The 23,018-nt window shown below is 69.8% G+C and carries 22 protein-coding genes; 12 read left to right on the forward strand and 10 right to left on the reverse strand.

Annotated elements, in window-relative coordinates:
- Nucleotide 1: 1 nt before the first annotated feature.
- On the reverse strand, nt 2-667 hold the full coding sequence (locus tag AC07RM_RS06425) for a hypothetical protein (protein WP_495333836.1): 666 nt from the start codon (nt 665-667) through the stop codon (nt 2-4).
- Nucleotides 668-895: 228 nt separating this feature from the next.
- Between AC07RM_RS06425 and AC07RM_RS06430 the strand changes: the two genes are divergently transcribed.
- On the forward strand, nt 896-1,546 hold the full coding sequence (locus AC07RM_RS06430) for a superoxide dismutase (RefSeq protein WP_490877624.1): 651 nt from the start codon (nt 896-898) through the stop codon (nt 1,544-1,546).
- Between the two features lie 38 nt (nt 1,547-1,584).
- Entirely contained in the window at nt 1,585-2,475 is an 891-nt protein-coding gene (locus AC07RM_RS06435) for a ZIP family metal transporter (protein WP_495334169.1), read from the forward strand.
- 73 nt (nt 2,476-2,548) lie between these two features.
- Here AC07RM_RS06435 and AC07RM_RS06440 read toward each other — a convergent pair whose 3' ends face one another.
- Together AC07RM_RS06440 and AC07RM_RS06445 are read right to left on the reverse strand one after the other, a co-directional pair.
- Nucleotides 2,549-3,982 carry an aldehyde dehydrogenase family protein gene (locus AC07RM_RS06440; RefSeq protein WP_208510098.1) on the reverse strand — a complete coding sequence of 478 codons (1,434 nt, stop codon included), beginning with the start codon at nt 3,980-3,982 and terminating at the stop codon, nt 2,549-2,551.
- Nucleotides 3,983-4,024: 42 nt separating this feature from the next.
- On the reverse strand, nt 4,025-4,594 hold the full coding sequence (locus AC07RM_RS06445; protein ID WP_495333839.1) for a peroxiredoxin: 570 nt from the start codon (nt 4,592-4,594) through the stop codon (nt 4,025-4,027).
- A 165-nt stretch (nt 4,595-4,759) separates the two neighbouring features.
- Here AC07RM_RS06445 and AC07RM_RS06450 point away from each other — a divergent pair, with 165 nt between their 5' ends.
- The 8 genes from AC07RM_RS06450 to AC07RM_RS06485 all read left to right on the forward strand — a co-directional run bounded on the left by AC07RM_RS06450 (nt 4,760) and on the right by AC07RM_RS06485 (nt 12,377).
- A complete protein-coding gene (locus tag AC07RM_RS06450) occupies nt 4,760-6,343 on the forward strand; it encodes a phospholipase D family protein (protein ID WP_495333841.1) in 1,584 nt (527 codons plus the stop codon).
- Nucleotides 6,344-6,353: 10 nt separating this feature from the next.
- Nucleotides 6,354-7,148: a sterol desaturase family protein gene (locus AC07RM_RS06455; RefSeq protein ID WP_495333843.1), complete on the forward strand. Its 795-nt coding sequence runs from the start codon at nt 6,354-6,356 to the stop codon at nt 7,146-7,148.
- Nucleotides 7,132-8,055, forward strand: a complete 924-nt coding sequence (locus tag AC07RM_RS06460) for a fatty acid desaturase (protein WP_495333845.1) — start codon at nt 7,132-7,134, stop codon at nt 8,053-8,055. Before AC07RM_RS06455 ends, AC07RM_RS06460 begins: the two co-directional genes overlap by 17 nt.
- 3 nt (nt 8,056-8,058) lie before the next feature.
- Nucleotides 8,059-9,975: an iron-containing redox enzyme family protein gene (locus tag AC07RM_RS06465; RefSeq protein ID WP_495333847.1), complete on the forward strand. Its 1,917-nt coding sequence runs from the start codon at nt 8,059-8,061 to the stop codon at nt 9,973-9,975.
- The gene (locus AC07RM_RS06470) at nt 9,962-10,897 is read left to right on the forward strand and encodes a DUF6999 family protein (protein ID WP_495333848.1); all 936 of its coding nucleotides are present in this window, start codon (nt 9,962-9,964) and stop codon (nt 10,895-10,897) included. The genes AC07RM_RS06465 and AC07RM_RS06470 overlap by 14 nt, the downstream gene beginning before the upstream one ends.
- Before the next feature lie 17 nt (nt 10,898-10,914).
- Nucleotides 10,915-11,286 carry a hypothetical protein gene (locus AC07RM_RS06475; RefSeq protein WP_093341382.1) on the forward strand — a complete coding sequence of 124 codons (372 nt, stop codon included), beginning with the start codon at nt 10,915-10,917 and terminating at the stop codon, nt 11,284-11,286.
- Complete coding sequence (locus tag AC07RM_RS06480) at nt 11,273-11,533, forward strand: hypothetical protein (protein ID WP_057592505.1); 261 nt, start codon at nt 11,273-11,275, stop codon at nt 11,531-11,533. The genes AC07RM_RS06475 and AC07RM_RS06480 overlap by 14 nt, the downstream gene beginning before the upstream one ends.
- Nucleotides 11,534-11,789: 256 nt before the next feature.
- Nucleotides 11,790-12,377 (forward strand): hypothetical protein, encoded by a 588-nt coding sequence (locus AC07RM_RS06485; protein WP_093341385.1) that lies wholly within the window; start codon nt 11,790-11,792, stop codon nt 12,375-12,377.
- 10 nt (nt 12,378-12,387) lie between these two features.
- On the opposite strand, the gene AC07RM_RS06490 is transcribed toward AC07RM_RS06485, so the two are convergent.
- Nucleotides 12,388-13,239, reverse strand: coding sequence for a metal-dependent hydrolase (locus AC07RM_RS06490; RefSeq protein WP_495333850.1), 852 nt, complete (start codon nt 13,237-13,239; stop codon nt 12,388-12,390).
- Between the two features lie 129 nt (nt 13,240-13,368).
- Between AC07RM_RS06490 and AC07RM_RS06495 the strand changes: the two genes are divergently transcribed.
- Nucleotides 13,369-13,995, forward strand: a complete 627-nt coding sequence (locus tag AC07RM_RS06495; protein ID WP_209540631.1) for a TetR/AcrR family transcriptional regulator — start codon at nt 13,369-13,371, stop codon at nt 13,993-13,995.
- On the opposite strand, the gene AC07RM_RS06500 is transcribed toward AC07RM_RS06495, so the two are convergent.
- From AC07RM_RS06500 to AC07RM_RS06520, 5 genes are all read right to left on the reverse strand, one after another.
- Nucleotides 13,992-15,140, reverse strand: coding sequence for an ABC transporter permease (locus AC07RM_RS06500; protein ID WP_495333852.1), 1,149 nt, complete (start codon nt 15,138-15,140; stop codon nt 13,992-13,994). The genes AC07RM_RS06495 and AC07RM_RS06500 overlap by 4 nt on opposite strands.
- A complete protein-coding gene (locus tag AC07RM_RS06505; RefSeq protein ID WP_495333854.1) occupies nt 15,140-16,324 on the reverse strand; it encodes an ABC transporter permease in 1,185 nt (394 codons plus the stop codon). The genes AC07RM_RS06500 and AC07RM_RS06505 overlap by 1 nt, the downstream gene beginning before the upstream one ends.
- Before the next feature lie 27 nt (nt 16,325-16,351).
- Nucleotides 16,352-17,338: an HlyD family secretion protein gene (locus AC07RM_RS06510; protein WP_093341394.1), complete on the reverse strand. Its 987-nt coding sequence runs from the start codon at nt 17,336-17,338 to the stop codon at nt 16,352-16,354.
- The gene (locus AC07RM_RS06515) at nt 17,339-18,778 is read right to left on the reverse strand and encodes a TolC family protein (protein ID WP_495333856.1); all 1,440 of its coding nucleotides are present in this window, start codon (nt 18,776-18,778) and stop codon (nt 17,339-17,341) included.
- Nucleotides 18,779-18,951: 173 nt separating this feature from the next.
- Nucleotides 18,952-21,456 (reverse strand): sodium-translocating pyrophosphatase, encoded by a 2,505-nt coding sequence (locus AC07RM_RS06520; protein ID WP_495333858.1) that lies wholly within the window; start codon nt 21,454-21,456, stop codon nt 18,952-18,954.
- 264 nt (nt 21,457-21,720) lie between these two features.
- Between AC07RM_RS06520 and ppa the strand changes: the two genes are divergently transcribed.
- On the forward strand, nt 21,721-22,248 hold the full coding sequence (gene ppa, locus AC07RM_RS06525; protein ID WP_093341396.1) for an inorganic diphosphatase: 528 nt from the start codon (nt 21,721-21,723) through the stop codon (nt 22,246-22,248).
- 30 nt (nt 22,249-22,278) lie between these two features.
- On the opposite strand, the gene AC07RM_RS06530 is transcribed toward ppa, so the two are convergent.
- Nucleotides 22,279-22,947 carry a lysozyme inhibitor LprI family protein gene (locus AC07RM_RS06530; RefSeq protein WP_495333860.1) on the reverse strand — a complete coding sequence of 223 codons (669 nt, stop codon included), beginning with the start codon at nt 22,945-22,947 and terminating at the stop codon, nt 22,279-22,281.
- Nucleotides 22,948-23,018 lie beyond the last annotated feature (71 nt).

The raw sequence follows: 23,018 nt of genomic DNA on the forward strand, positions 1-23,018 counted from the left end.
TTCAACCGCGGCAGAGCTTGAGGTTGGTGCGGGTGGCGCGCACCACCGGCAGGTAGATCTCGGCGTCGGCCGGCGGGTATTCCTCCTGGATCTGCTCGTCGCTCTTGCCCGCGCTCTCGGCCAGCGGCGCCAGGGTCTGCAGGCAGGCGGCGCGGTCGCCGAGCTTGTACTGGGTCAGCGCGAGGTCGTTGCGCATCCAGCCCTTGCTGATCCAGTCCAGGGTCTTGTCGCACTCGGTGAGCACCGGTGCCAGCGTGGTGAGGGCGGCGGCATAGTCGCGCGCGTCGTAGCGGCGCTTGAAGCCCTGGCGCGAGGCGGCCACGGCCTTGTCGGTGCAGGCCGGGGCCGGGCGGGTGTAGGTGCCCTCGAAGGTGGCGCGCGCGCCGCAGCTGTCGCGGCACTGGTCGGCGCCGTTGCTGCCGACCTTGACCGTGCCGCCGTTGACGGTGAAGTTCACCACGCAGCTCGAGTCGTCGAGCTTCGCCGTGCCGCGCGCCACGTTGCCGTCGAGCGCGCAGGTGTGGGCGTTGGCGCCGATGGTCGTGATGTCGAAATGGCCGTTGGGCTTGACGCGCAGCGCGCCGTTGCCGCCCTGGTAGATGTATTCGCCGGGCGGCGGCGAGGCGAACTCGGCGCGGGCGAGGCCGGCGGCTGCGAGCACGAGCATGGGGAGGAGGCGGACGAAGGGAAGGGGGCGTGGAGCGTTCATCGGGCGTTCTTTGCGCGGGCGGCGACGGCCCGGCCAGTGTATCGGCCGCGCCCCGTCTGGCGGGTTCTCGCCATTCCCATTCGGCCTGTCTGGACATGGACAATGCGAACAATTATCATTTGTACGCCTGAGTACGTAGCGAATGGACGACGCAAAGGGCTTCTTTCAACCAGGAGCTTTGTCATCGTGCCCTACGTTCTTCCCGCCTTGCCCTATGCCTTCGACGCGCTCGAGCCCCATATCGACGCGCAGACGATGGAAATCCACCACGGCAAGCACCACCAGACCTACGTCAACAACCTCAACGCCGCGCTGAAGGACACGCCGCACGAAGGCCAGCCGGTCGAGGCGCTGATCGCCGGCGTCGAGCAGCTGCCCGAAGCCCTGCGCGCGCCGGTACGCAACAACGGCGGCGGCCATGCCAACCACGGCCTGTTCTGGACCGTGATGGCGCCAGTGGGCCAGGGCGGCGGCGGCCTGCCCGAGGGCGAACTCGCCAAGGCCATCGATGCCGACCTCGGCGGCTTCGAGGCCTTCAAGGAGGCCTTCACCAAGGCCGCGCTCACGCGCTTCGGCAGCGGCTGGGCCTGGCTCACGGTCACGCCCGCCGGCAAGCTCGCGGTGGAGAGCAGCGGCAACCAGGACAGCCCGCTGATGCGCGGCATCGGCTCGGGCAACGTGCCGATCCTCGGGCTCGACGTGTGGGAGCACGCCTACTACCTCAAGTACCAGAACCGCCGCCCCGAATACATCGCGGCCTTCTACAACGTCGTGAACTGGGCCGAGGTGGCCCGTCGCCATGCCGCGGCGCTGCGCGGCGGAAATTCCGGCGCATGAACCCCGACAGCTCCGAGCAACCGGCAGCGGCCCCCGCCATGCACGGCCCGCGTCCCGCCCGCAGCGCGCGCGAATGGCTCGGGCTGGCGATCGTGGCGGCCGGCGCGGTCGTCGTGGTGGCGCATTTCTGGCGTTTCGTGACCGCCGATCCGGTGGTCTGGAACGCGTTCCTCGGCGGCTCGGTGGCGGCCTTCGCCACGGCGCTGGGCACCACGCCGGTGATCTTCTCGCAGCGCCTGCCCGACCGCGTGCAGGACACGCTGTTCGGCTTCGGCGCCGGCGTGATGCTCGCGGCCTGCGCCTTCTCGCTGATCATTCCGGGCCTCGCGGCCGCCAAGTCGATCGGCGTGTTCGGCGGTGGCGACTGGGCCGCCGGCGGCGTCATCGGCAGCGCGATCCTGCTCGGCGGCATCGCGCTGATGGTGATGGACCGCGTGCTGCCGCACGAGCATTTCATCAAGGGCCGCGAAGGGCAGGCGGCGCGCCAGATCCGGCGCACGTGGCTGTTCGTGTTCGCGATCGCGCTGCACAACGTGCCCGAGGGGCTCGCGATCGGCGTCGGCTACGCCGCCAACAACGGCCTGCGCGCCGACGCGCTGGCCACCGGCATCGCGATCCAGGACGTGCCCGAGGGCCTGGTGGTGGCGGTGGCGCTGCTGGCCGCGGGCTACAGCCGCAGCTTCGCCGTGCTGATCGGCATGGCCTCGGGCCTGGTCGAGCCGCTGGGCGCGGTGCTCGGTGCGACCGTGGTCGGCCATTCGGCGATGCTGCTGCCCTGGGGGCTCGGTTTCGCGGCGGGCGCGATGCTGTTCGTGATCAGCCACGAGATCATTCCGGAGTCGCACCGCAAGGGGCACGAGGCCTTCGCCACCGGCGGGCTCATGGTGGGCTTCGTGCTGATGATGCTGCTCGATACGGCGCTGGGCTGAGCGGCTTCGAGCCCTAGAAAAAAACGCGGCGGGCCTTTCGGTCCGCCGCGTTTTTGCTTGAAGGGACGCGATCTCAGCCGTGCTTCACCGCCACCGTCTTCAGCGTGGTGAAACCGTACAGCGCCTCGAAGCCCTTCTCGCGGCCATAGCCCGAGGACTTGACGCCGCCGAAAGGCAGCTCGACGCCGCCGCCGGCGCCGTAGTTGTTGATGAACACCTGGCCGCTGCGCACGCGCTTGGCCATGCGGAACTGGCGCGCGCCGTTCTCGGTCCAGATGCCGGCGACCAGGCCGAACTGGGTGGCGTTGGCGAGCGCCACCGCTTCGTCCTCGTCGGCGAAGGCCATGGCGGCGAGCACCGGGCCGAACACTTCCTCCTGCGCGAGGCGGTGGTTCACCGGCACGTCGCGCAGCAGCGTGGGGGCCTGGTAGAAGCCGGTCTCGGGCGCTTCGTCGACCACGATGCCCTGCGCCACCATCGGGATGCCGGCCACCTGCGCGTCGCTCAGGAAATCCCACACGCGCTGCTGCTGGGTCTGGCGGATCAGCGGGCCGACGTCGAGGTCCATCGCGGCCGGGCCCACGCGCAGCGCCTCGAAGGCATGGCCCAGGCGTTCGAGCAGCGGTTCGTAGATGGCCCGCTCGACCAGCACGCGCGAGCCGGCCGAGCAGGTCTGGCCGGCGTTCTGCACGATGGCGTTGATCAGCACCGGGATCGCCGCGTCGAGGTTTGCGTCGGCGAAGATGATCTGCGGGCTCTTGCCGCCGAGCTCGAGCGTGACCGGGCAATGGCGCTCGGCCGCCACCTGCTGGATCAGCGTGCCGATCTTCGGGCTGCCGGTGAAGCTGATGTGGTCGATGCCCTCGTGGCGCGCGAGCGCGTCGCCCACCTCGTGGCCGTAGCCAGTGACGATGTTGAGCGCGCCGGCCGGGAAGCCCACTTCGGCCGCGAGCTGCGCCACGCGGATCAGCGACAGGCAGGCGTCCTCGGCCGGCTTGACCACGCAGACGTTGCCGGCGGCGAGCGCGCCGCCCACGCTGCGCCCGAAGATCTGCATCGGGTAGTTCCAGGGGATCACGTGGCCGGTCACGCCGTGCGGCTCGCGCCAGGTGAAGACGCTGTAGCCGTCCTGGTAGGGGATGGTCTCGCCGTGCAGCTTGTCGCAGGCGCCGGCATAGAACTCGAAGTAGCGCACCAGCGCGAGCGCATCGGCGCGCGCCTGCTTCACGGGCTTGCCGCAGTCGCGCTGCTCGATGGCCGCGAGCTCGTCGACGTGCTCGGCGATCTTCTGCGAGAGCTTGAACAGCAGCCGGCCGCGGTCGGCCGCGCTGACCTTGTGCCACACGCCCTCGAAGCAGTCGCGCGCGGCGCGCACCGCGCTGTCGATGTCGGCGGCATTGCTGCGCTGGATCTCGTCGTAGGGCTGGCCGTCGGAGGGGTCGATGACGGGGAGGGTGCGGCCGGAGGCCGAGGGAACGTCGGCGTTGGCGATGAAGTTGAGCTGCATGGGCCGGGATTTTGCGCGAAGCGGCGAAACCCCGCGCGGCGCCTACCGTGCGGCCTTGGGCAGCGCCTTCACCGCATTGAGCATGCGCTCGACATGCTTGTCGGGATTGAGGTTCTGGTAGTAGGAGGCGACCTTGCCGTCGGGCGCGATCACGTACGACAGCCGGTTGGCGAAGTCGGGCCGGGTCTGCATCACCGCGTCGAAGGACTGGATCACGGCCTTCGATTCGTCGGAGGCCACGGGAAAGCGGCTCTGGCAGGACTTGACCGAGAACTTCGACAGCGTGTCGATGTCGTCGGCCGAGACGCCGATCACGGTCGCGCCCAGGGCCGCGAACTGGTCGATGGCCTCGGCGAAGGCATGGGCCTCGATCGAGCATTCGTTCGAGTCGGCGGCCGGGAAGAAATACAGCACCACCGGCCCCTTGGCGAGCGCATCGGCCAGCGAGTAGCGGAAGGTCTTGCCGCCGAGCGCGGCGGTGGCGGTGAAGCGGGGCGCGGGGTCGCCGATGTCGAGCGCGGCGCGCGCGGGTGCGCAGAGTGCCGCCGCGGCCAGGGTAAGTGTGAGGGTGAGGGTTCCGAATGCCGCGCGCGAGAAGGTCGGAAGTTGCATGGCGGTGTGCTCCGGTCGCTGTGGGGGCGGATTCTAGGACGATGCCGCCGCTGAAACCGGCGTGGCGTGCGCGCCGTACTTGCTGCAGGGGCCGCGCTCGAAAAGAGGGAAGATGCGGCCCCGGGAGCGCGCTCATCGCGCCGATGGTGGGGAAGGACGGAAGAAATGACGAATGCCTGGATTCGGCGCGCGCTGCGCCTCGTGTACGCCCTCGGCGTGGCCGCGACGCTCGCCGCCTGCGGTGCGCTGCCGCCCGCGCGCGAACGGCCCGCCGAACATGCCGCCGCCTTCGATCCCTCGACCCGGCTGGCGACGATCGCCGAGGCCTCGACGCCGCCCGGCGAGCACTCGGGCTTCCGGCTGATGCCGCTGGGCGTGTATTCGCTCGACGCGCGCATCCAGCTCGCGCAGCGGGCCCAGCGTTCGCTCGTGGTGCAGTACTACCAGCTCGAGAACGACGCCACCGGCCGGCTGCTGCTGCGTTCGCTGCGCGAGGCCGCCGCGCGCGGCGTGCAGGTGCGCCTGCTGGTCGACGACCTCTACACCATGAAGAGCCAGCAGCTGCTGCTGGCGCTGGCCGCCGTGCCCAACGTGCAGGTGCGGCTGTTCAATCCCTTCTGCTGCGGGCGCGGCGGCGGGCTGCTGTCGCGCTTCGCGGCCTCGCCGCTGGAGATCGCGCGGCTCAACCACCGCATGCACAACAAGCTGTTCATCGCCGACGGCGCGATGGCCGTGGTGGGCGGGCGCAACATCGCCGACGAGTACTTCGTGCTCAGCGAGGCGCAGAACTTCATCGACATGGACGCGCTGGTGGTCGGCAAGGTGGTGCCGCAGCTCGAATCGATCTTCGACAGCTACTGGAACAGCCAGCAGGTCTGGCCGGTGGCCGACATCGTGACGGGCGAGGGCGGCCGGGCGCCGGCGGCCGCCGATTTCGACGCCTGGATCGGCATGGCCGCGCCGCCGCCGAAGATCGTGCTGCCGCCGGTCGACATCCTCGGCTACGGGCCGATCGCCGAGGAGCTCGACGCGGGCCGCATGGGCCTGCTGTGGGGCGAGGCGCGCGCCATCGCCGATCCGCCGACCAAGCCGACCACCATGACCGCCGAGGAGGCCATCGCCACCAGCGTGACGATGAAGGTCTGGACCCTGATGCTCGATGCGCAGAGCGAGGTCGACCTGACCTCGCCCTACCTGGTGCCGGGCGAGCGCGGCATGGCCGCCTTCGAGGAACTCACGAAGCGCAAGGTCAAGCTCACGCTGCTGACCAACTCGCTGGCCGCCAACGACGAGCCGCTGGTGCACACCGGCTACGCGCGCTACCGCGAGCGGCTGCTGCGCAGCGGTGCCGACGTCTACGAGCTGAGCCCCAAGCGCACCAGCGCGGGCGAGCGCTTCGGCATGTTCGGCAAGTCGCTGGGCCGGCTGCATGCCAAGACCGCGGCCATCGACAAGCGCCGCATCTTCATCGGCTCGATGAACCTCGATCCGCGCTCGGCCAGCCAGAACACCGAGATGGGCGTGGTGGCCGACAGCCCGCAGCTCGCGCGCGAGATGCTGCGCGTGATCAACATCAGCAAGCTGCAGAACTCCTACCGGCTGCGGCTGGCCAAGGGCACGGGCACCCTGGAATGGCTCACGACCGACGGCGAGAAGGAGCTGATCCTCACCGCCGAGCCCGAGTCGGATTTCTTCCAGCGTTTCTACAACATGCTGATCGCCCCGATCGTGCCCGAGATGCTGCTGTAGCCTCGGGGGGATGGCGCAGACCTTCACGTCCCTTTCCGCCCCGCAGGTGATGCTGTGGGGGCTGCTGTTCTTCGGCGGCATCTACCTCGGCTTCGGCGCGCTCAATGCCCTGCTGACCCGGCGCGTGCTGCCGGCGCTGGGCATCGGCCGGGTGCTCGACCCGCGGCCGCTGCAGCCCGGGCAACTGCGGCGCGAGCTCACGCAGTCGGGCATCTCGGTGCTGCTCTTCGGGCTCGGCATGGTGTTTCCCTGGGGGCTGCTGCAGCTGGGCTGGGCGCGGCTCGATCCCGATGCGGGCTGGCGCCAGGTCGTGCTGGAGATCGTGGTGCTCGCGCTGTGGAACGACGTGCATTTCTGGCTCAACCACCGGCTGCTGCACACGCGCTGGCTGCGGCGCTTCCACGGGCCGCACCACCGCTCCTTCGTGACCACGCCCTGGGCCACCTACAGCTTCCATCCGCTGGAGGCCGCGATGCTCGGCAACGTGATCCTGCTGCCGATGGTGCTGCACGACTTCAGCTTCTGGTCGCTGGCCTCGGTGCCGGTGTTCAGCCTGTTCTTCAACAGCGTCGGGCATTCGAACTACGACTTCTTCCCGCGCGTGTCGTACAGCCACTGGTTCGCGGCCAGCCGGCGCCACCACCTGCACCACGCCTGCCACAACGGCAACTACGGCTTCCAGTTCACCTTCATGGACCGGCTGTTCGGCACCCGCATCGCGGCCGACGCGGCCGAGCCGCTGTTCCGGGGCTTTCGCGACAGGCAGCGCGGCCGTCCGGCCACGCACGATGGCAGGCCGGCCTGAGATGCCGCGGCTGCGTCACTGGCGCGACTGGCAGAGCCTGTTCTATTTGGCGGCCTTGCCGGCGCTCGCCGCCTGGCAATGGGTGCATGGGTTCAGCCTCTGGCTCTATGCGCCGATGCTGTTCCTCACGCTCGGCGTCGGCGTGATCCACCACAACCACGTGCACCTGCGCATGTGGCGCGGCCGGCGCATGAACCGGCTGACCGACTTCTGGATCACGCTGCTGCAGGGCCATCCGACCTTCGTGTTCTGGCCCGCGCACGTGGCGAACCACCACCGCCATCGCCATGGCCCGAAGGACGTGGCGCGCACCTACCGCTTCGGCGGCGACACCAACCACCTGCGCGGCTACCTGCTGCATCCGTTCCAGGCGGTGTGGGTGCTGTTCCCGCTGTTCGTTGCGTGGCTGGGCCGGCTGCATCGCCACCGGCGCGGGGCCTGGCGCTACTGCATGGCGCAGTACGCGCTGTGGCTGGCGAGCTGGGCCGCGCTGCTCGCGCTCGACTGGCGCAAGGCGCTGGTGTTCGTGATCCTGCCGCAGCTGCACGGCCTGCACTGGCTGCTGGCCACCAACTACCTGCAGCATGCGCATGCCGACGGGCGCCGGCCCGAACGAGGGGCGCGCGGCGATACCTCGGGTACTCCGCTGAACTACGCGCGCAATTTCGAGGGCTGGGTCAATCCGCTGCTGTTCAACATCGGGCTCCACACGGCGCACCACGAGAACCCGCATGCCCATTGGTCCGAGCTCACGCATCTGCATCGCACGCATTACCGCGCGCGGGTCGATCCGTCGCTCAACGAGGGCGGGCTGGTGCCATACATGGCGCGCGTGTTCGTGCTCGGCGCGGTCTGGCCGCGATGGCGCAGCCGACCGCTGATGCCGGGCGATTCCTTCACTTCCTGACACATGCCAGTTCCCTTCCAACGCGTCTACCTCGAAAGCGCCGGCTACTTCATGCCGGGCGACCCCGTGCCCAACGAGCGCATGGACGACTTCATCGCGCCGCTCAACCGGATGTCCGAGCGCATCAAGCGCCGCATCCTGGCCGAGAACGGCATCCGTACGCGCCACTACGCGATCGATGCCGAGGGCGCGACGCGCCACACCAATGCGCAAATGGCGGCCGGCGCGATCCGCGACTGCCTGCGCCGCGGCGGCGCCGAGCTGTCGCGCGTGTCGCTCTTGGCCAGCGGTTCGTCGGGCGGTGACACGCTGATGCCCGGCTTCGCCAACATGATCCAGGGCGAGCTCGCGGCGGCGCCGATGGAGACGCTCGCGGTGCACGGCATCTGCGCGGCCGGCGTGTCGGCGATCCAGGCCGCCGCGCAGGGCATCGAGCTGGGCGCGCACCGCTCGGCGCTCGCGGTGGCCAGCGAGATGCCCTCGCGGCTGTTCAAGCGATCGCGCTTCGCGGCGCGCGGCTACGAGACCGACTTCGACTCGCACTTCCTGCGCTGGATGCTGTCGGACGGCGCCGGGGCGCTGCTGCTGTCCGACGGTGCGCCCGCACTGGCCGGTTCGCCGGGCCTGCGGCTGCGCCTGAAGTGGGTGCACCAGCGCTCGTTCTCGGGCGACTACCCGGTCTGCATGCAGCTGGGCCTGACCGAGGACCGGGCGCGTGGCCACCTCGACTTCGCTTCCTGGTCCGAGGCCGAGGCGGCCGGCGCGCTGTCGCTGCGCCAGGACATCCGGCTGCTGCCGCACCTGTTCGACATCGGCATCCACGAGTACGCGGGGCTGGTGCGCGACGGCTGGGTCGATCCCAAGCGCGTCGACCATTTCCTCTGCCACTACTCGTCGGAGAAGTTCATCCCGGTGGTCGAGGACCTGATGGCCAAGGCCGAGCTGTCGATCCCGCGCGAGCGCTGGTGGAGCAACCTCGCGTGGCGCGGCAACACCGGGGCGGCGTCGATCCTGGTGATGTTGGCCGAGTTCCTCCATACCCGCGCGCTGAAGCCCGGCGAGCAGGTCTTCTGCTACGTGCCGGAGTCGGGGCGCTTCATGGCGGCCTACATGCTGTTCGAGGTCGAGGCGGTGGAGGCGCCGCCCGTGATGGTCGTGCCGCGCGCTGCCGTGGCCACGGCCGACGACGAGCTCGTGATCGCGCCGCCGCACGACCCGGCCGCCGCTCCCGAGGGCCTGGGCGCGCTGCTGACCGAGCTGGCGGCCATCTGGCACGACTACCGCTCGCGCGTCTGGCGCACGCCGCTCGTGCGGCAGATCCGCGAGCGCCGCTTCGCGGTGCCCGACTACCTGAACTGGATGGAGCAGTGGGTGCCGCAGGTGCGCGAGGGCAGCCTCTGGATGCGCGAGGGCGCGGCCTCGCTGAGCGAGCCGTACCAGGCGCTGTCGTCGCTGATCGGCGTGCATGCGGGCGAGGAGCAGAACGACTTCCAGATCCTGTTCAGCGACTACCGCAAGGCCGGCGGCACGGTCGAGCGGATCGAGGACCTGCGCCGCAATCCGGGCGGCGAGGCGCTCAACGCCTACCTGCATGCGCTGGCCGCCACGCGCGACCCGATCGGCCTGCTGGGCGCGATCTACATCATCGAGGGCACGGGCCAGCGCATCGTGCCGGCGCTGCTGCCGCTGCTCAAGGCCAGCCTGCGGCTGCCGCCCGATGCCTTCCGCTTCCTCGAATACCACGGCCACAACGACGAGAACCACCTGAACCGCTGGCTGCTCGCGGTCGAGATGGTGATGGCCGTCGAGGGCCAGGCCCGCGCCGCGCGCCAGATCGCCGACACCGCGCGCCACACGGCCGCCCTGTACCTGATGCAGTTCCAGCACATCACCGAGCGGATTTCCCATGCGAACGCCTGAATTCCTGGCCCGCGGGCACGACGAGCGCGATCCCAGCCCCTGGCTGGCGCTCTACCTCGACCAGAGCACGCCGCTGCCCGACGAGGTCAAGGCAGCCTGGCTCGCCGATTCGAGCTCGGGCTCGCGGCAGTACCTGCTGCCGTTCCTGCGGCCGATCGCGCGCGCCACCATCATCCTGATCCAGGTCGTGAAGGTGTTCGTGCCGCGCAACTGGTCGCACTCGCGGCTGCTGCACCGCATCCTGGCCTGGGGGCTGCGGCATTTCGTGTCACCCGAGGCCAACTGGCTGATCCTGCGGCACTTCCACCTGGGCTCGCAGGTGCTGGCCTTCATCGGGCGCAACTCGCCGGCGCCGGTGGCCACCTCGCCGCTGGAGCCGCCGGACATCGAGGCGCTGAAGGACGACATGTTCCTCAAGCACGACCTCAACCTGTTCAATTTCGTGATCCGGCTGAACCAGGCGCTGCGCGACCGCGGGCTGGCGCTGGGCAAGGCGGAGGCGCCCGATTTCTCGATGATCCGGGAGCCCGCGCTGCGCCTGGAGGACATGCCGCATGGGCGGCTCAACTTCCTCGATCTGCAGAGCGCCATCGAGCTGTTCACGCCGCTCTACCAGCTGATGCTGACCGACAACGACTTCTGGCGCGCCGCCAACTCGCTGCAACTGGATGAAACCATCGGCATCTATGCCGCCACCATCCTGGCGGCGCCCGAGCACCTGATCCTGGTCAACAACAAGCACCCGCTGGTGCCGCTGTCGACCCTGCGGGCCGGGCACCGGCTGGTGATCCATGGCCTCTCGACCGAAATGCTGCACAGCCTGCTGCAGCGCATGAAGGCCGCAAGGAACGGCGAAGGCGGCGAATCCGGCTTCGTCCCGGCCGGGGAAGGGGCTTCGGCCGACACCCCGCCACTTGCATAGGGGTATGCTGTCCCCAGATGCAGACCATGAACACGACCCACACTCCGTCCCCCAAGACCGATCTGTCGGTGACCCATGTGCTGGCCCAGTTGCTCGAGCGGCTGGAGCACAGCAAGGTGCCCGTCGGTGCCGAGCAGTACCGCTCGGTGGTCGCGCACCTGGTGCACGAGTTCGAAGACGTCGAATCGGGCGCCGACCTCAGTCGCCTGCTCGACGCCTATCCGGCCGCCGCCGAGGTGTACGAGAACCTCAACTACAAGCACGCCGGCCTGTGCCGCTCCGCGCTCGACGCCTCGCTGGCGGCCGAGACCCGCGCCAGGGAAGCAATCGCGCGCGCCATGCGCCGCCCCGAACCGAAGAAGAAGGAAGAAACCGATGGCCAAGGCTGAGGTGAAGACTGCCGTCCTGGAAGACGGCCTGCGCTACAAGTCGAAGACGCCGGGGTCCCCGTTCCGCGCCTCCGCGTCGTTCAGCGGCGCCACCATGTCGTGCTTCATGTGCGGCAAGCACCGCGTGCGCTCGCAGCTGCGCACCCGCCAGGTGCTCGGCAAGTCCCAGACCGTCTGCGCGCCGTCCTGCAAGGCGCTCGATGAGGCACTGGAAGCAGCCGCGGCCGCGCCGTCGTCGCCCGAATGACGCAGCGCCCGCAAGGGCGTTTTTCCGCGCGCCTCGTCTAGCACGGCGGGGCGACGCCTTGGCGACATGCCCGTGCGGGCATCGCGTCGTCCGACTTCCACAGCGGCCGCAATAGTTATACAGTTAGAAACAATTGATGCATGTAATTGCATTGGTCAAAAAGTTCTAATTTCAGGCCGACATCAGATGATTTGCAGCAAGGCAATGGGTGCTTTTGGCGTAGTGCGGTCGTCCGCGCGCGCAAAAGGAAGCTGCCGTGGCTAAACCGCGTCACGTCGTCATGCAGGTGGTCAAGCGGTCTTCGGGCAGCGCGTCGCACCATGTGGAATTCGTGATGGACGACAACTTCGCCGAGCGCCTGCGGCAGTTGCGTTCGCTGGTGCCGCCGCTGGGCAGCCTCAACAAGCAGCGCGACCTGGTCATCGACAAGGTGCGGGTGCGGCTGCCCAACGCCATCTGGCGCTCGGGCCATGGCACCGACAGCAGCGTGGACGGCTCGTGCATCGTGATCGCGGCCGAGGGCTCGTTCAACTGCGGCGGCAAGGATCGCCTGACGCGCGAGAAGCTGGTGACCTACAACTTCTCGATCGCGCGCCTGGTCGAGCTGCACGGCGAGCGCCCCGAGGGCGAGACCTTCTACATCCGCGACGGCACCTTCGCCAACGACGAGCCGGCCGAGTCGCCGGCCGGTCGCTGGGTGGCTTCGATGCACGAGCTCGAGGCCGTGATGCGGGTGCCCGATGCGCCCTCGGACTTCGACACCCTGCACGAGGTGCCGCTGCGCGTCGACCCGCAGCAGCAGGCCGGCGGCACGGTGCCGCAGCACCGCACCAGCTTCTTCTGAGGGGCCGCGCTCAGGCCGCGGCGGTGTCCGGCTGCGTCGCGGCCGCGCCGACCGGCACATAGGCCGCGCGGTTGTCCACCAGCCAGCGTTCCGACAGGCTGCTGTCCTGCTGCGCCGGATGGAAATCGGCGCGCAGGTAGCGGCGCCACATCGCGTAGTTGCCGCGCAGCAGCCCGTCGCGCGCGAGCAGGATGCGCGCGGCGCTCTTCCAGGTCGACCACTTCCACAGCTGCTTCTCGTGCCGCAGGTTGGCCAGCGTCTGGTGCATCAGGTCGCCGAGGAACATCAGCGTGACGCGGCGGAACCAGCGCGTGCGCCATTCGTCGGAGCCGCCCGCGGCCCGGTAGACGTCGAAGGCCACGCTCTTGTGCTCGAGTTCCTCGGCGCTGTGCCACAGCCACATGGTGCGCAGCCGGGGCTCGGCGCCGTCGAGGATCCGTGGATGCGCGAGCAGCCACTCGGCGAACATGGCCGTGAAGTGCTCGGTGGCGGCCGTCACCGCGAGCGCGTGGCGAGGATCGGCGCCTTCCATCAGCGACAGCCGCTTGCTCGCGCGCTCGGTCCAGCGGTCGACCAGGCCCTGCTTCTCGAGGTGGGCATTGAACAGCGAATGGATGCGCCGGTGCGTCGCCTCCTGGCCGATGAAGCCGCGCACCTCGGCGCGGTACTTGTCCTGGGTCTCGGGCGGCAGGGTGGCGACGGCGTCGCGCACCGCGTCGATGAAGAACTGCTCGCCGAAGGGAAAACTCATCGACAGGGCGTTGAAGAAGGCGGTGGAGAATGCATCGCCGCCGCACCAGTCGCGGGCAAACGGGGCCTGGAGATCGATCAGAAGGCGGCGGACGACGAGTTCGGTGCTCATGAAGACAATCCTCGTGAATCGGAATGGTGGTGGCAAGGGGTGTGGTACAGATGCGTACCGCAATGCCTGCATGGTGCCTCCGAGTGCTTGGTACTGTCAAGTACCAGGGCGTAGGAAAATGTTCCGTTCATGAGTGCCGTCACCGACAACACCTCCCAGACTCCGGTCGAATCGCGCAACGAGCACTACCACCGGCTGCTCGAGGGCATGGCCCGCGCAGTGGCCGCCAAGGGCTATGCCGACACCACCATCGCCGACATCGTGCGCGAGGCCGCGGTGTCGCGCCGCACCTTCTACGAGCACTTCGCGACCAAGACCGAATGCCTGATCGCACTCTACGAGGCAGCCAGCCACCTGGCGCTGCAGGCGGTCAGCGAGGCCTTCGACCCGGTGCAGCCCTGGCATGCGCAGGTGGAGCGCGCGATCACGGCCTATTTCGACTATCTAGCGCAGGACCCGGTGCTGCTGCGCACGCTGTTCGTCGAGATCCTGGGCCTGGGCATGCCGGGGCTGGTGGCGCGGCGCCGGGTCAACGACGAGATCGCGAACTTCATCCAGGCCGCGATCAACAGCAGCGGCACGACCGGCCCGGGCCCGCAGGCGCACCTGACGAGCGAGATGGCGATGACGGTGGTCGGCGGCATCAACGAGCTGGTGCTGCAGGCCATCGAGCAGGAGCGCGCGGGCGATCTGCGCGAGCTGGTCGCGCCGGCCACGCGGCTGGTGCGCGCGGTGGCGGCGGAGAGCCAGCGCTAGGCGGGTTTCGCACGCCGCGGCGTCGCCGCGAGCCACAGCGTCAGCAGGCCGGCGAGCAGCAGCGCCAGCAGCACGCCCAGGTGCGGCAGCACGTCGTGCAACGGCGCACCCATCTGGTTGAGCCGCAGCGAGGCCTGGATGCCGGCCGTGCTCGGGAACAGCCAGCGCAGGGCCTGCAGCGGCGCGGGCAGGGCCTCGACCGGCCACGAGAAGCCCGAGAGAAAAGCCATCGGCAGGGCCGTGAACAGCAGCACCTGCAGCGCCCGTTCGCGGTCGCGGAACCAGCAGCCCAGCAACAGGCCCAGCGTGCAGATCGCGGGCACGTAGAAGGCCAGCAGCACCAGCGCGCCGAAGGGATTGCCGCCGCGCGGATAGTCCTGCAGGAAGAACACCCAGCCGAAATAGAAGATGCCGCTGAGCACGCCGAAGCCCGACAGCGCCGCCAGCCGGCCCAGCCAGGCGCTCATCGAGGCGCGCAGCCGCCGCGCCTCGGCCCAGGTGCCGGCCAGCATGGCGGTGCCCATCAGCAGCGTCTGCTGCAGGATCAGCAGCGCCACCGCCGGCACCACGTAGCTGCCGTAGCCCTCGGTGGGATTGAAGAGCGCCACCAGTTGCGTGACCAGCGGGCTGCGGCTGCGCGCGGCCTGCACCGCGCTCTGGCCGCCGGCCTGCAGCTTGCGGATCTCGACGCCGGCCGAGACCGTGCCCACCGCTTCCGAGAAGCCGTAGAGCACCGCCTTGTTCAGCAGCGCATAGGCGCCGTTGCCCTCGATGCTCACCACCGCCGGCAGCCCGCGCAGCACGCTGCGCTTGAGGTCGGCCGGCAGCAGCGCATAGCCCTCGATCTCGCCGCGCCACAGGGCCTGCTGCGCCTCGTGCACGTCGGCCGTGACCAGGCGCACGTCCAGCCGCGGATTGGCCATCGCGAAGCGCGCGATCTGGCGCGACAGTCCGGTGTGGTCCTGGTCGACCACCGCCACCGGCACGCGGGTCACGGCCTGCGAGCCGTAGGGCCAGGGGTAGAAGAAGCCGTAGATGATCGGCGCCAGCAGCATGATCAGCAGCACGCCCTTGTCGCGCAGCACGGCCAGCGCGGTGTCGCTCCAGGCAGCGCCGAAGCGGGCGAGGGCGCGCTTCCGGTCCATCAGCGGCCTCCCCACGAATCGGGCGCGCGCGCCGCGCGGCCCAGCGCGGTGGCCGTCGCGGCCAACAGCGCGGCGGTGCCCAGCACCATCCACAGCGGCGTCGCGGCCGAATAGGCCAGCGGCGCGCCCATCTGCAGCTGCTCCATCTGCACGCGGATGTAGTGGGTGTAGGGCAGCAGCGCGGCCCACAGCTGCGCCAGCGCGGGCATGGCCACCAGCGGAAAGCCCACGCCGCCGAACGCGAAGGCCGGCGCGGTGATGAAGCCGGTGGCCGACAGCGCGGTGCGCAGCGAGCGCGTGAGCGCCGCGACGAAGCCGCCGAGCGCGATCGACAGCGCGAGGAACACCACCAGCGCGAACAGCGTCCAGCCGAGCGAACCCACCGGATGCCAGCCGCGCCCGGCCGTGATCCACAGCATGGCGGCGATGCCCACCAGCGACAGGCTCGCGAACGGCAGCGCCAGCTTGCCCGCGAGCGCGGCCAGCGCCTCGTGCCAGCGCGGCGCGGCGCCCAGCCAGCCGCCGATGCTGCGGTCGCGCAGCTCGCGGCCCACGGCCCAGGCGCCGGCGGTCATCGCGAGGATGTGCAGCAGCGCCGGGATCAGCGCGGCGCCGAGGAACTGCTCGTAGTCGCCCGAGGTGTTGAACAGCGCGACGGTGCCCGCCTTCAGCGGCTCCATGGTCGCGCGCGCGGCGATCATCGATTCGCCGCGCTTGTTGCGCACCGCGAGCTCGACCCCGCCCGAGACCGTGGCGACCACGGTGCGCACGTCGCGCTGGATCAGGCTCGAATGGGTGCCGAGCTGGGCGTTGTGCAGCAGCACGACCTGGCCCGTGCGGCCCTGCTTGACCTCGCGGTTGAGATCGCGCGGCAGCTGCACCGCGGCATCGACCACGCCGCTGGTGAGCGCGCGCGCCATCGCGCCTTCGTCGTCGAAGCGCTGCACCACGCGCAGGCCCGGCGTGGCATCGAGGAAGCGCACGATCTGGCGCGATAGCGCCGAGCGGTCCTGGTCGAGCACGCCGATCGGCAACCGCTCGGGCAGGCCGGCCGAGAAGATCCACCAGATCAAGAGCACCGCGAGCAGCGGCACCCAGGTGATCATCGCGAGGTCCCAGGGCCGCGTGCGCAGCAGCGCGAACTCGCGCCGTGCGCTGGCGGTGGAGAAGCCGCGAAGGCTCATGGCTCGGCCGGTCCTCTCGCGTGCCGCTCAGTCGACCAGCACGCTCATGCCCGGCCGCGCGCCCTCGATCGGCTGCAGCGGCCGCGCGCGGACCTCGAAGGTGCGCACGTCGAAGCCGGCGCCGCCGCGGGTGGCGCGCCAGGTCGCGAAGTCGGGCAGCACGCCGCTGTAGTAGACCTTGAAGCGCGCCGTGCGCCGGTCCTCGGCCAGCGCGGGCAGGCGGGCCTCGAACTCGCTGCCCATCGCGAAGCGCGGCAGCCGGTCCTCGCGCACGTTGAGCACCACCCACTGGTCGGCCAGGTCGACCACCGTGACCACCGCCACGCCCTGCGGCGAGAGTTCGCCGACCTTGGCGAGCACCTTGGCCACCTCGCCGGCGACCGGGCTGCGCAGCTCGGTCTCGGCCTTGGCGGCCTCGGCTTCCGCGACCACGCCGGCCACCTGGCGCGCCTGCGCGCTGGCCGCGGCCTGGTCCTCGGGGCGTGCGCCGGCACGTGCCATGTCGTACTGCGCCCTGGCGGCGATGGCCGCGTCGCGCGAGGCCTTCCAGTTGGCCTCGGCCTCGTCGCGCTTCTGGTCGGCCACCAGGCCTTCGCGCGCGAGGCCGTCGACGCGGCGGAACGAGGTCTGCGCGAGCTGGGCCGCGGTCTCGGCGCGCTGCCATTGCATGCGCGCCATCTCGATCTCCTGCGGCCGCGCGCCGTTCTGCGCCTTCTGGGCCACGGCCTGCGCGGCCTGCTCGGCGGCGGTGGCCTGCGCGAGCTTGGCGCGCACCTCGGGGCTGTCCATGCGCACCAGCACCGCGCCGGCCTGGATGCGGTCGCCTTCCTTCACCAGCACCTCGGCCACGCGCGCCGTCACCTTGCCGGCGACATCGGTCTCGCGCGCCTCCATCTGGCCCTGGAACACCTCGGGCGCGGGCCGCGAGGCGCGCCAGAAGCCCCAGGCCAGCAGCGCCAGCACGAGCAGCGCGGCCAGGATCGCGATCAGTTTGCGGGTCTTGGCACTCATCATTCAGTTCACCTTCACGTCGGCACGCGCGATGTAGTCGGAAAAGCGATCGGACAGGCCCGCGCTCTCGAGCAACTGGGCCAGCGCCTGCACGTACTCGTTGGCGGCCTGCGCGCGCTCGGTCAGCACCTTGGCCTGGTTGGTCTCGGCATCGATCAGGTCGAGCGTGGTGCTGGTGCCTTCGCGCAGGCCCGAGGTGCGCAGCTTCAGCACCTCGCGCGCCAGCTCCACCGAGGCCTGCATCTCGAGGTACTGGCGGCGCGCGTTGTCGAGCGCGCGCCAGTTGCGTTCCACCAGCAGCGAGATGTCGCTGCGCGCCTGGGCGCCGGTGCGTTCGGCCTGCTCGACCTGCTTTTGCGACGCGGCCGAGAGCGCATCGCGATCGACCGAGTCGTACAGCGTCCAGCGCACGCCCAGGCCCGCCACCCAATCGGCATTGCCGCTCTTGAGCTGGCGCGTGCCGAAGGCGATGACCTGCGGGCGCCGCAGCGCTTCCTCGCCCTCGTGCAGCTGCTCGGCCTGCGACTTCTTGGCCGCGACCTTGTCGAGGCCCGGATGGCGGTTGAGCGCCGAATCGATGAACCAGCCCAGCGGCTCGACCGGCGCGCTGATCACGAACAGCGGCGTCTGCGGCGCCACGCGGCCCTCGGCGCGCACCGTGCGCGCCAGCGCCACGGCCGCGAGCGCGGCATCGTTCTCGGCCTTGCGCGCGTTGCGGCGCGCCTCCTCGTAGGCCGCGCTGGCCTGCAGCCGTTCGACGCGCGAGATCACGCCGGCCGCGAGCATCTTCTGCGCCGCCGCGTCGTGCTGCGCGATGGTGCGCTCGGCCTGCGCGCGCAACTGCGCCGCGCGCTGCGCGAGCTGGGCGCCGAAGTAGCGCTGCACCAGCAGCGTGTCGACCTCGTGGCTCGCCTGTTCGGCATCGGCCTCGGCCTCGCGCGTCTGCGCCGAGACAAAGCCGCGCACCGCATCGGTGGCACCGCCCAGGTAGATCGGCCAGACCGCCGACACCGAGGCGTTGGAGCCGGTGTCGTGCCGGTTCAAGGTGTAGCTGTTGGGCAGTTGCGGGATCGGCACGCGCGCGATGAAGCTCTGGATCGAGGGCGGCAGCGCCTGCCCGATCTGGCCGAGCTTCTGGTTGAGCGGGTCGAGGTCGAGGTTCAGGTTGGCGTTGTACGCATAGGCCAAGCCCGACACGCTGACCACCGGGCCGCCGAGCCGCTTGAGGCCATCGCTCTGCAATTGCTTGGCCTCGACCGCGGCGCGCGCGGCGGCCAGCTTGTCGGAGCGGTCGAGCATGCGGGCGCGCGCGGCATCGAAGCTCATCGCGGTGGCATCGTCGGCTGGCGCGGGGGCCTGCGCGAAGGCCGCGCCGCCGGTGGCCGCGAGCAGCAGCGGCGCCAGGGCCTGGAGGAGGGCGTTGCGAAGGTGAAGGTGTGTCATCGGATTCGAAATGCCTTGCGCGCAAGCGTAGCGGGCCGGCGCGGCCCGGTCACGCAAAACGTGGCGCGCGCACCTCGCTTCGATGGCGGGTGTTCCCGAAGGCGCAAGAAAAACAGGGCGACGCCGATGCAGCGTCGCCCCGTGCGGAATGGCGTTTCAGTCGGGCGCGAGCCTCAGGACTTCACTTTCACCTCGACGCGCCGCGCTTCGCCCGCGGGGCCGTCGGCCTGGGTCTGCTCGGGCTTGGCGAGCTCGATCTTGTCCTCGGGCGCGCCCGCGGCCTTGAGCGCATCGCCGACCGCCATCGCGCGCTGCTTGGCGAGCTCGGCGTTCTTCGCGGCGTCGCCGGTGGCGTCGTGGTAGCCGCTCACCAGCACCGTGTTGCCGCTCTGCACGGCCTTGATCACGTCGGCCAGCGCCTCCCTGGCATTGGGCGCGACCTCGGCGCTGCCGGTGGCGAAGTAGAACTTGACCACGCCGTTCTCGACCTTGACCGCGGCGGCTTCGGCCGCGGTCACCGCGCCCGAGGCCACGGCGCCGGCCGGCGTGCTGACCGCGGCCGGTGCCGTGGCGGCCACCGGTGCCGGGGGCGGCACGGCCGCCGTCGCATCGCCGGCATGGAACTTCACCACCAGCGGCACGATGAGCAGCGCCACGATGTTGATGATCTTGATCAGCGGGTTCACGGCCGGGCCGGCCGTGTCCTTGTAGGGATCGCCCACGGTGTCGCCGGTGACGGCGGCCTTGTGCGTCTCGCTGCCCTTGCCGCCGAAGTGGCCGTCCTCGATGTACTTCTTGGCGTTGTCCCAGGCACCGCCGCCGGTGCACATGGAGATGGCGACGAACAGGCCCGTGACGATGGTGCCCATCAGCAGGCCGCCCAGGGCCTTCGGTCCGAGCAGCAAGCCGACCACGATCGGCACCAGCACCGGCAGCAGCGAGGGGATCATCATCTCCTTGATGGCCGCGCCGGTCAGCATGCTCACGGCCTTGCCGTATTCGGGCTTGGCGGTGCCTTCCATGATGCCGGGGATGTCGCGGAACTGCCGGCGCACTTCCTCGACCACCGAGCCCGCCGCGCGGCCCACGGCTTCCATCGCCATCGCGCCGAACAGGTAGGGGATCAGGCCGCCGATGAACAGGCCGACGATCACCATCGGGTCGCTGAGGTTGAACGTGATGTTCAGGCCGAAGCTCTCGAGCTTGTGCGTGTAGTCGGCGAACAGCACCAGCGCCGCGAGGCCGGCTGAGCCGATGGCGTAGCCCTTGGTCACGGCCTTGGTGGTGTTGCCCACCGCGTCCAGCGGATCGGTGATGTCGCGCACGCTCGCGGGCAGTTCGCTCATCTCGGCGATGCCGCCGGCGTTGTCGGTGATGGGGCCGTAGGCGTCCAGCGCCACCACGATGCCGGCCATGCTGAGCATGGAGGTCGCGGCCACCGCGATGCCGAACAGGCCGGCCAGCGCGTACGAGGCCAGGATGGCGATGCACACGAAGATCACGGGCCAGGCCGTCGAACGCATCGACACGCCGAGGCCCGCGATGATGTTGGTGCCGTGGCCCGTGGTCGAGGCCTGCGCGATGTGCTGCACCGGCTTGTACTGCGTGCCCGTGTAGTACTCGGTGATCCACACCAGCGCGGCCGTCAGCGCCAGGCCCACGAAGCAGGCGCCGAACAGCTTGAGCTGGCTGCCGCTGGGCGCGATCGCGTTGTCGGGGATGAGCCAGTTGGTGACGAACCAGAACGCGATCAGCGACAGGATGCCCGCCACCGCCAGGCCCTTGTAGAGCGCCGGCATCACGTTGGTCATGCCCGGCGAGGCCTTGACGAAGAAGCAGCCGATGATCGACGCGATGATCGACACGCCGCCCAGCGCCAGCGGATAGAGCACCGCGTTGACCGGCGCCGCCGTGACCATCAGCGCGCCGAGCACCATGGTGGCGATCAGCGTCACCGCGTAGGTCTCGAACAGGTCGGCTGCCATGCCGGCGCAGTCGCCGACGTTGTCGCCCACGTTGTCGGCGATCACCGCGGGGTTGCGCGGATCGTCCTCGGGGATGCCGGCCTCGACCTTGCCCACCAGGTCGGCGCCGACGTCGGCGCCCTTGGTGAAGATGCCGCCGCCCAGCCGCGCGAAGATCGAGATCAGCGAGGAGCCGAAGGCGAAGCCGATCAGCGGATTGAGCAGCGCCGCCAGCGCATGGTTGCCGCTCGGCAGGCCCCTGGAGGCCAGGAACCAGTAGAAGATCGACACGCCCAGCAGGCCCAGCCCGACCACCAGCATGCCGGTGATGGCGCCGCCGCGGAAGGCCACGTCGAGCGCCGGCCCGATGCCTTGGGTGGCGGCCTGCGCGGTGCGCACGTTGGCGCGCACCGAGACGTTCATGCCGATGAAGCCGCAGGCGCCCGAGAGCACCGCGCCGACCACGAAGCCGACCGCGGTCGTGAGGTCGAGGAAGAGGGCGATCAGGATCGCGAGCACCACGCCCACGATGGCGATGGTGCGGTACTGCTTGGCCAGGTAGGCCGCCGCGCCCTGCTGGATCGCCGCCGCGATCTCCTGCATGCGCGCGTTGCCCGCGTCCTTGGCGAGGATCCAACTTCGGGCCCAGATGCCGTAGGCCACGGCCACGAGGCCGCAGACGATGGCGAGGATGAGGGGGGTGTTGCCATTCATGCGTTGCATCTCCATTCGTTCGTTGTGACGTGGAGACGGAAAGCGCGAGGATCCGTTGCGTGCAACGCGCGGGAGTCGAGATTTCCGCCGCGTTGCTTCCTCGAAGCTCGCTGCATCCCGGGGAGCCGGGGTGCGGAGCCGATTGGCCAACAGCTGCAATTTACAGGCAAAAACGAAATCGCGTGCGACGGGTCAGTGACACGGAAAGTAAACTTCGGGTTTGTCCGCATCCCTCTCATACTTTTCAACTACTCGAAAAACGTCATGTCCTTCGACAAAGTCTCCCCCGGCAAGAACGTCCCCGATGCCTTCAACGTCGTGATCGAAATCCCGATGAATGCCGACCCGATCAAGTACGAGGTCGACAAGGAGTCGGGCGCGATCTTCGTCGACCGCTTCATGACCACGGCCATGTACTACCCGGCCAACTACGGCTACGTGCCGCAGACGCTGTCGGGCGACGGCGACCCGGTCGACGTGCTGGTGATCGCACCGTACCCGCTGCTGCCGGGCGTGGTCGTGCCCTGCCGCCCGCTGGGCATCCTGATGATGGAAGACGAAGCCGGCGTGGACGGCAAGGTGCTGGCCGTGCCGACCGACAAGGTGCTGCCGATCTACAGCCACTGGAAATCGGTGGACGACGTGAACCCGATGCGCCTGAAGGCCATCAGCCACTTCTTCGAGCACTACAAGGACCTCGAGGCCGGCAAGTGGGTCAAGGTGCTGGGCTGGGAAGGCATCGACGCCGCCCGCAAGGAAATCCTCGACGGTATCGCCGCCTACAAGAAGTGATCGGGCGGGGCGTGTCGGTCGCCCGGGCAGTCACTCCTGCTCGAACGGCGACCGGCGCGCATCGCGCACGAAGGTGCCGGCCGTCGACGGGCTCGCGCATTCCGCGGCGCCCGCGGGCGTGTCGGTCACCACGATGCGGTCGGCGCTGAATTGCAGGGTGCGGGTGCAACGCCCGCCGAACGGCACCACCAGCCGCTGCCGGTCGTCGAGCCGGCCACCGCCCTGCAGCAGCATGTTGCTGCGCGCATCGGGGCAGATGTAGAGCTCGATGTCGAGCGCGCCGTCGTTCGACGGCGTCACGTCCAGGAAACGCCCGTCCTTCGGACAGCGGCCCTCCACGTAGCGGCCGGTCCAGTGCAGCAGCGGCTCCACCAGGTAGCGGATGCGCCGCTCGTAGTCCTCCCGCAGGCATTTCACGTCGGCCTTGCAGTGCCGGTTGCGCACCGCGAGCCAGTCGCGCTGGTCGCGCTTCAGGTAGGTGGCCCATTGGCCGGCATCGGGTATCGCGAGCTGCTTGCGATAGAGCTCGGCCATGCTCTCGTCCTGCAGCGAGAGCGCGGGCGTGGTGCAGATGGTCTTCTCGGTGGGGTTCGAGGCCTTGGCGCAGTCGAAGCTGGCGGCATGGGCCGGCACGCAGGCGAGGGCCGCGAGGCCCAGGGCCATCGCCCAGGGGAAGAGGGGGCGGATCGATGCGGGCATGCGGTGCTCTCCTGCGCGCCGGGCTTGCGCGATGGCCGCATGCTCGTTCCCGCGCCGGCCGCTGTCGATCT

The sequence above is a fragment of the Variovorax sp. GW821-FHT09B05 genome (assembly GCF_059418265.1).

Excerpts from the sequence above, each read along its gene's own strand:
- AC07RM_RS06425 (WP_495333836.1), bottom strand. The coding sequence starts at position 667 with ATGCTCGTGCTCGCAGCCGCCGGCCTCGCCCGCGCCGAGTTCGCCTCG.
- AC07RM_RS06435 (WP_495334169.1), top strand. The coding sequence starts at position 1,585 with ATGCACGGCCCGCGTCCCGCCCGCAGCGCGCGCGAATGGCTCGGGCTG.
- AC07RM_RS06440 (WP_208510098.1), bottom strand. The coding sequence starts at position 3,982 with ATGCAGCTCAACTTCATCGCCAACGCCGACGTTCCCTCGGCCTCCGGC.
- AC07RM_RS06445 (WP_495333839.1), bottom strand. The coding sequence starts at position 4,594 with ATGCAACTTCCGACCTTCTCGCGCGCGGCATTCGGAACCCTCACCCTC.
- AC07RM_RS06450 (WP_495333841.1), top strand. The coding sequence starts at position 4,760 with ATGACGAATGCCTGGATTCGGCGCGCGCTGCGCCTCGTGTACGCCCTC.
- AC07RM_RS06455 (WP_495333843.1), top strand. The coding sequence starts at position 6,354 with ATGGCGCAGACCTTCACGTCCCTTTCCGCCCCGCAGGTGATGCTGTGG.
- AC07RM_RS06460 (WP_495333845.1), top strand. The coding sequence starts at position 7,132 with ATGGCAGGCCGGCCTGAGATGCCGCGGCTGCGTCACTGGCGCGACTGG.
- AC07RM_RS06465 (WP_495333847.1), top strand. The coding sequence starts at position 8,059 with ATGCCAGTTCCCTTCCAACGCGTCTACCTCGAAAGCGCCGGCTACTTC.
- AC07RM_RS06470 (WP_495333848.1), top strand. The coding sequence starts at position 9,962 with ATGCGAACGCCTGAATTCCTGGCCCGCGGGCACGACGAGCGCGATCCC.
- AC07RM_RS06475 (WP_093341382.1), top strand. The coding sequence starts at position 10,915 with ATGCAGACCATGAACACGACCCACACTCCGTCCCCCAAGACCGATCTG.
- AC07RM_RS06480 (WP_057592505.1), top strand. The coding sequence starts at position 11,273 with ATGGCCAAGGCTGAGGTGAAGACTGCCGTCCTGGAAGACGGCCTGCGC.
- AC07RM_RS06490 (WP_495333850.1), bottom strand. The coding sequence starts at position 13,239 with ATGAGCACCGAACTCGTCGTCCGCCGCCTTCTGATCGATCTCCAGGCC.
- AC07RM_RS06495 (WP_209540631.1), top strand. The coding sequence starts at position 13,369 with ATGAGTGCCGTCACCGACAACACCTCCCAGACTCCGGTCGAATCGCGC.
- AC07RM_RS06500 (WP_495333852.1), bottom strand. The coding sequence starts at position 15,140 with ATGGACCGGAAGCGCGCCCTCGCCCGCTTCGGCGCTGCCTGGAGCGAC.
- AC07RM_RS06505 (WP_495333854.1), bottom strand. The coding sequence starts at position 16,324 with ATGAGCCTTCGCGGCTTCTCCACCGCCAGCGCACGGCGCGAGTTCGCG.
- AC07RM_RS06510 (WP_093341394.1), bottom strand. The coding sequence starts at position 17,338 with ATGATGAGTGCCAAGACCCGCAAACTGATCGCGATCCTGGCCGCGCTG.
- AC07RM_RS06515 (WP_495333856.1), bottom strand. The coding sequence starts at position 18,778 with ATGACACACCTTCACCTTCGCAACGCCCTCCTCCAGGCCCTGGCGCCG.
- AC07RM_RS06520 (WP_495333858.1), bottom strand. The coding sequence starts at position 21,456 with ATGAATGGCAACACCCCCCTCATCCTCGCCATCGTCTGCGGCCTCGTG.
- ppa (WP_093341396.1), top strand. The coding sequence starts at position 21,721 with ATGTCCTTCGACAAAGTCTCCCCCGGCAAGAACGTCCCCGATGCCTTC.
- AC07RM_RS06530 (WP_495333860.1), bottom strand. The coding sequence starts at position 22,947 with ATGCCCGCATCGATCCGCCCCCTCTTCCCCTGGGCGATGGCCCTGGGC.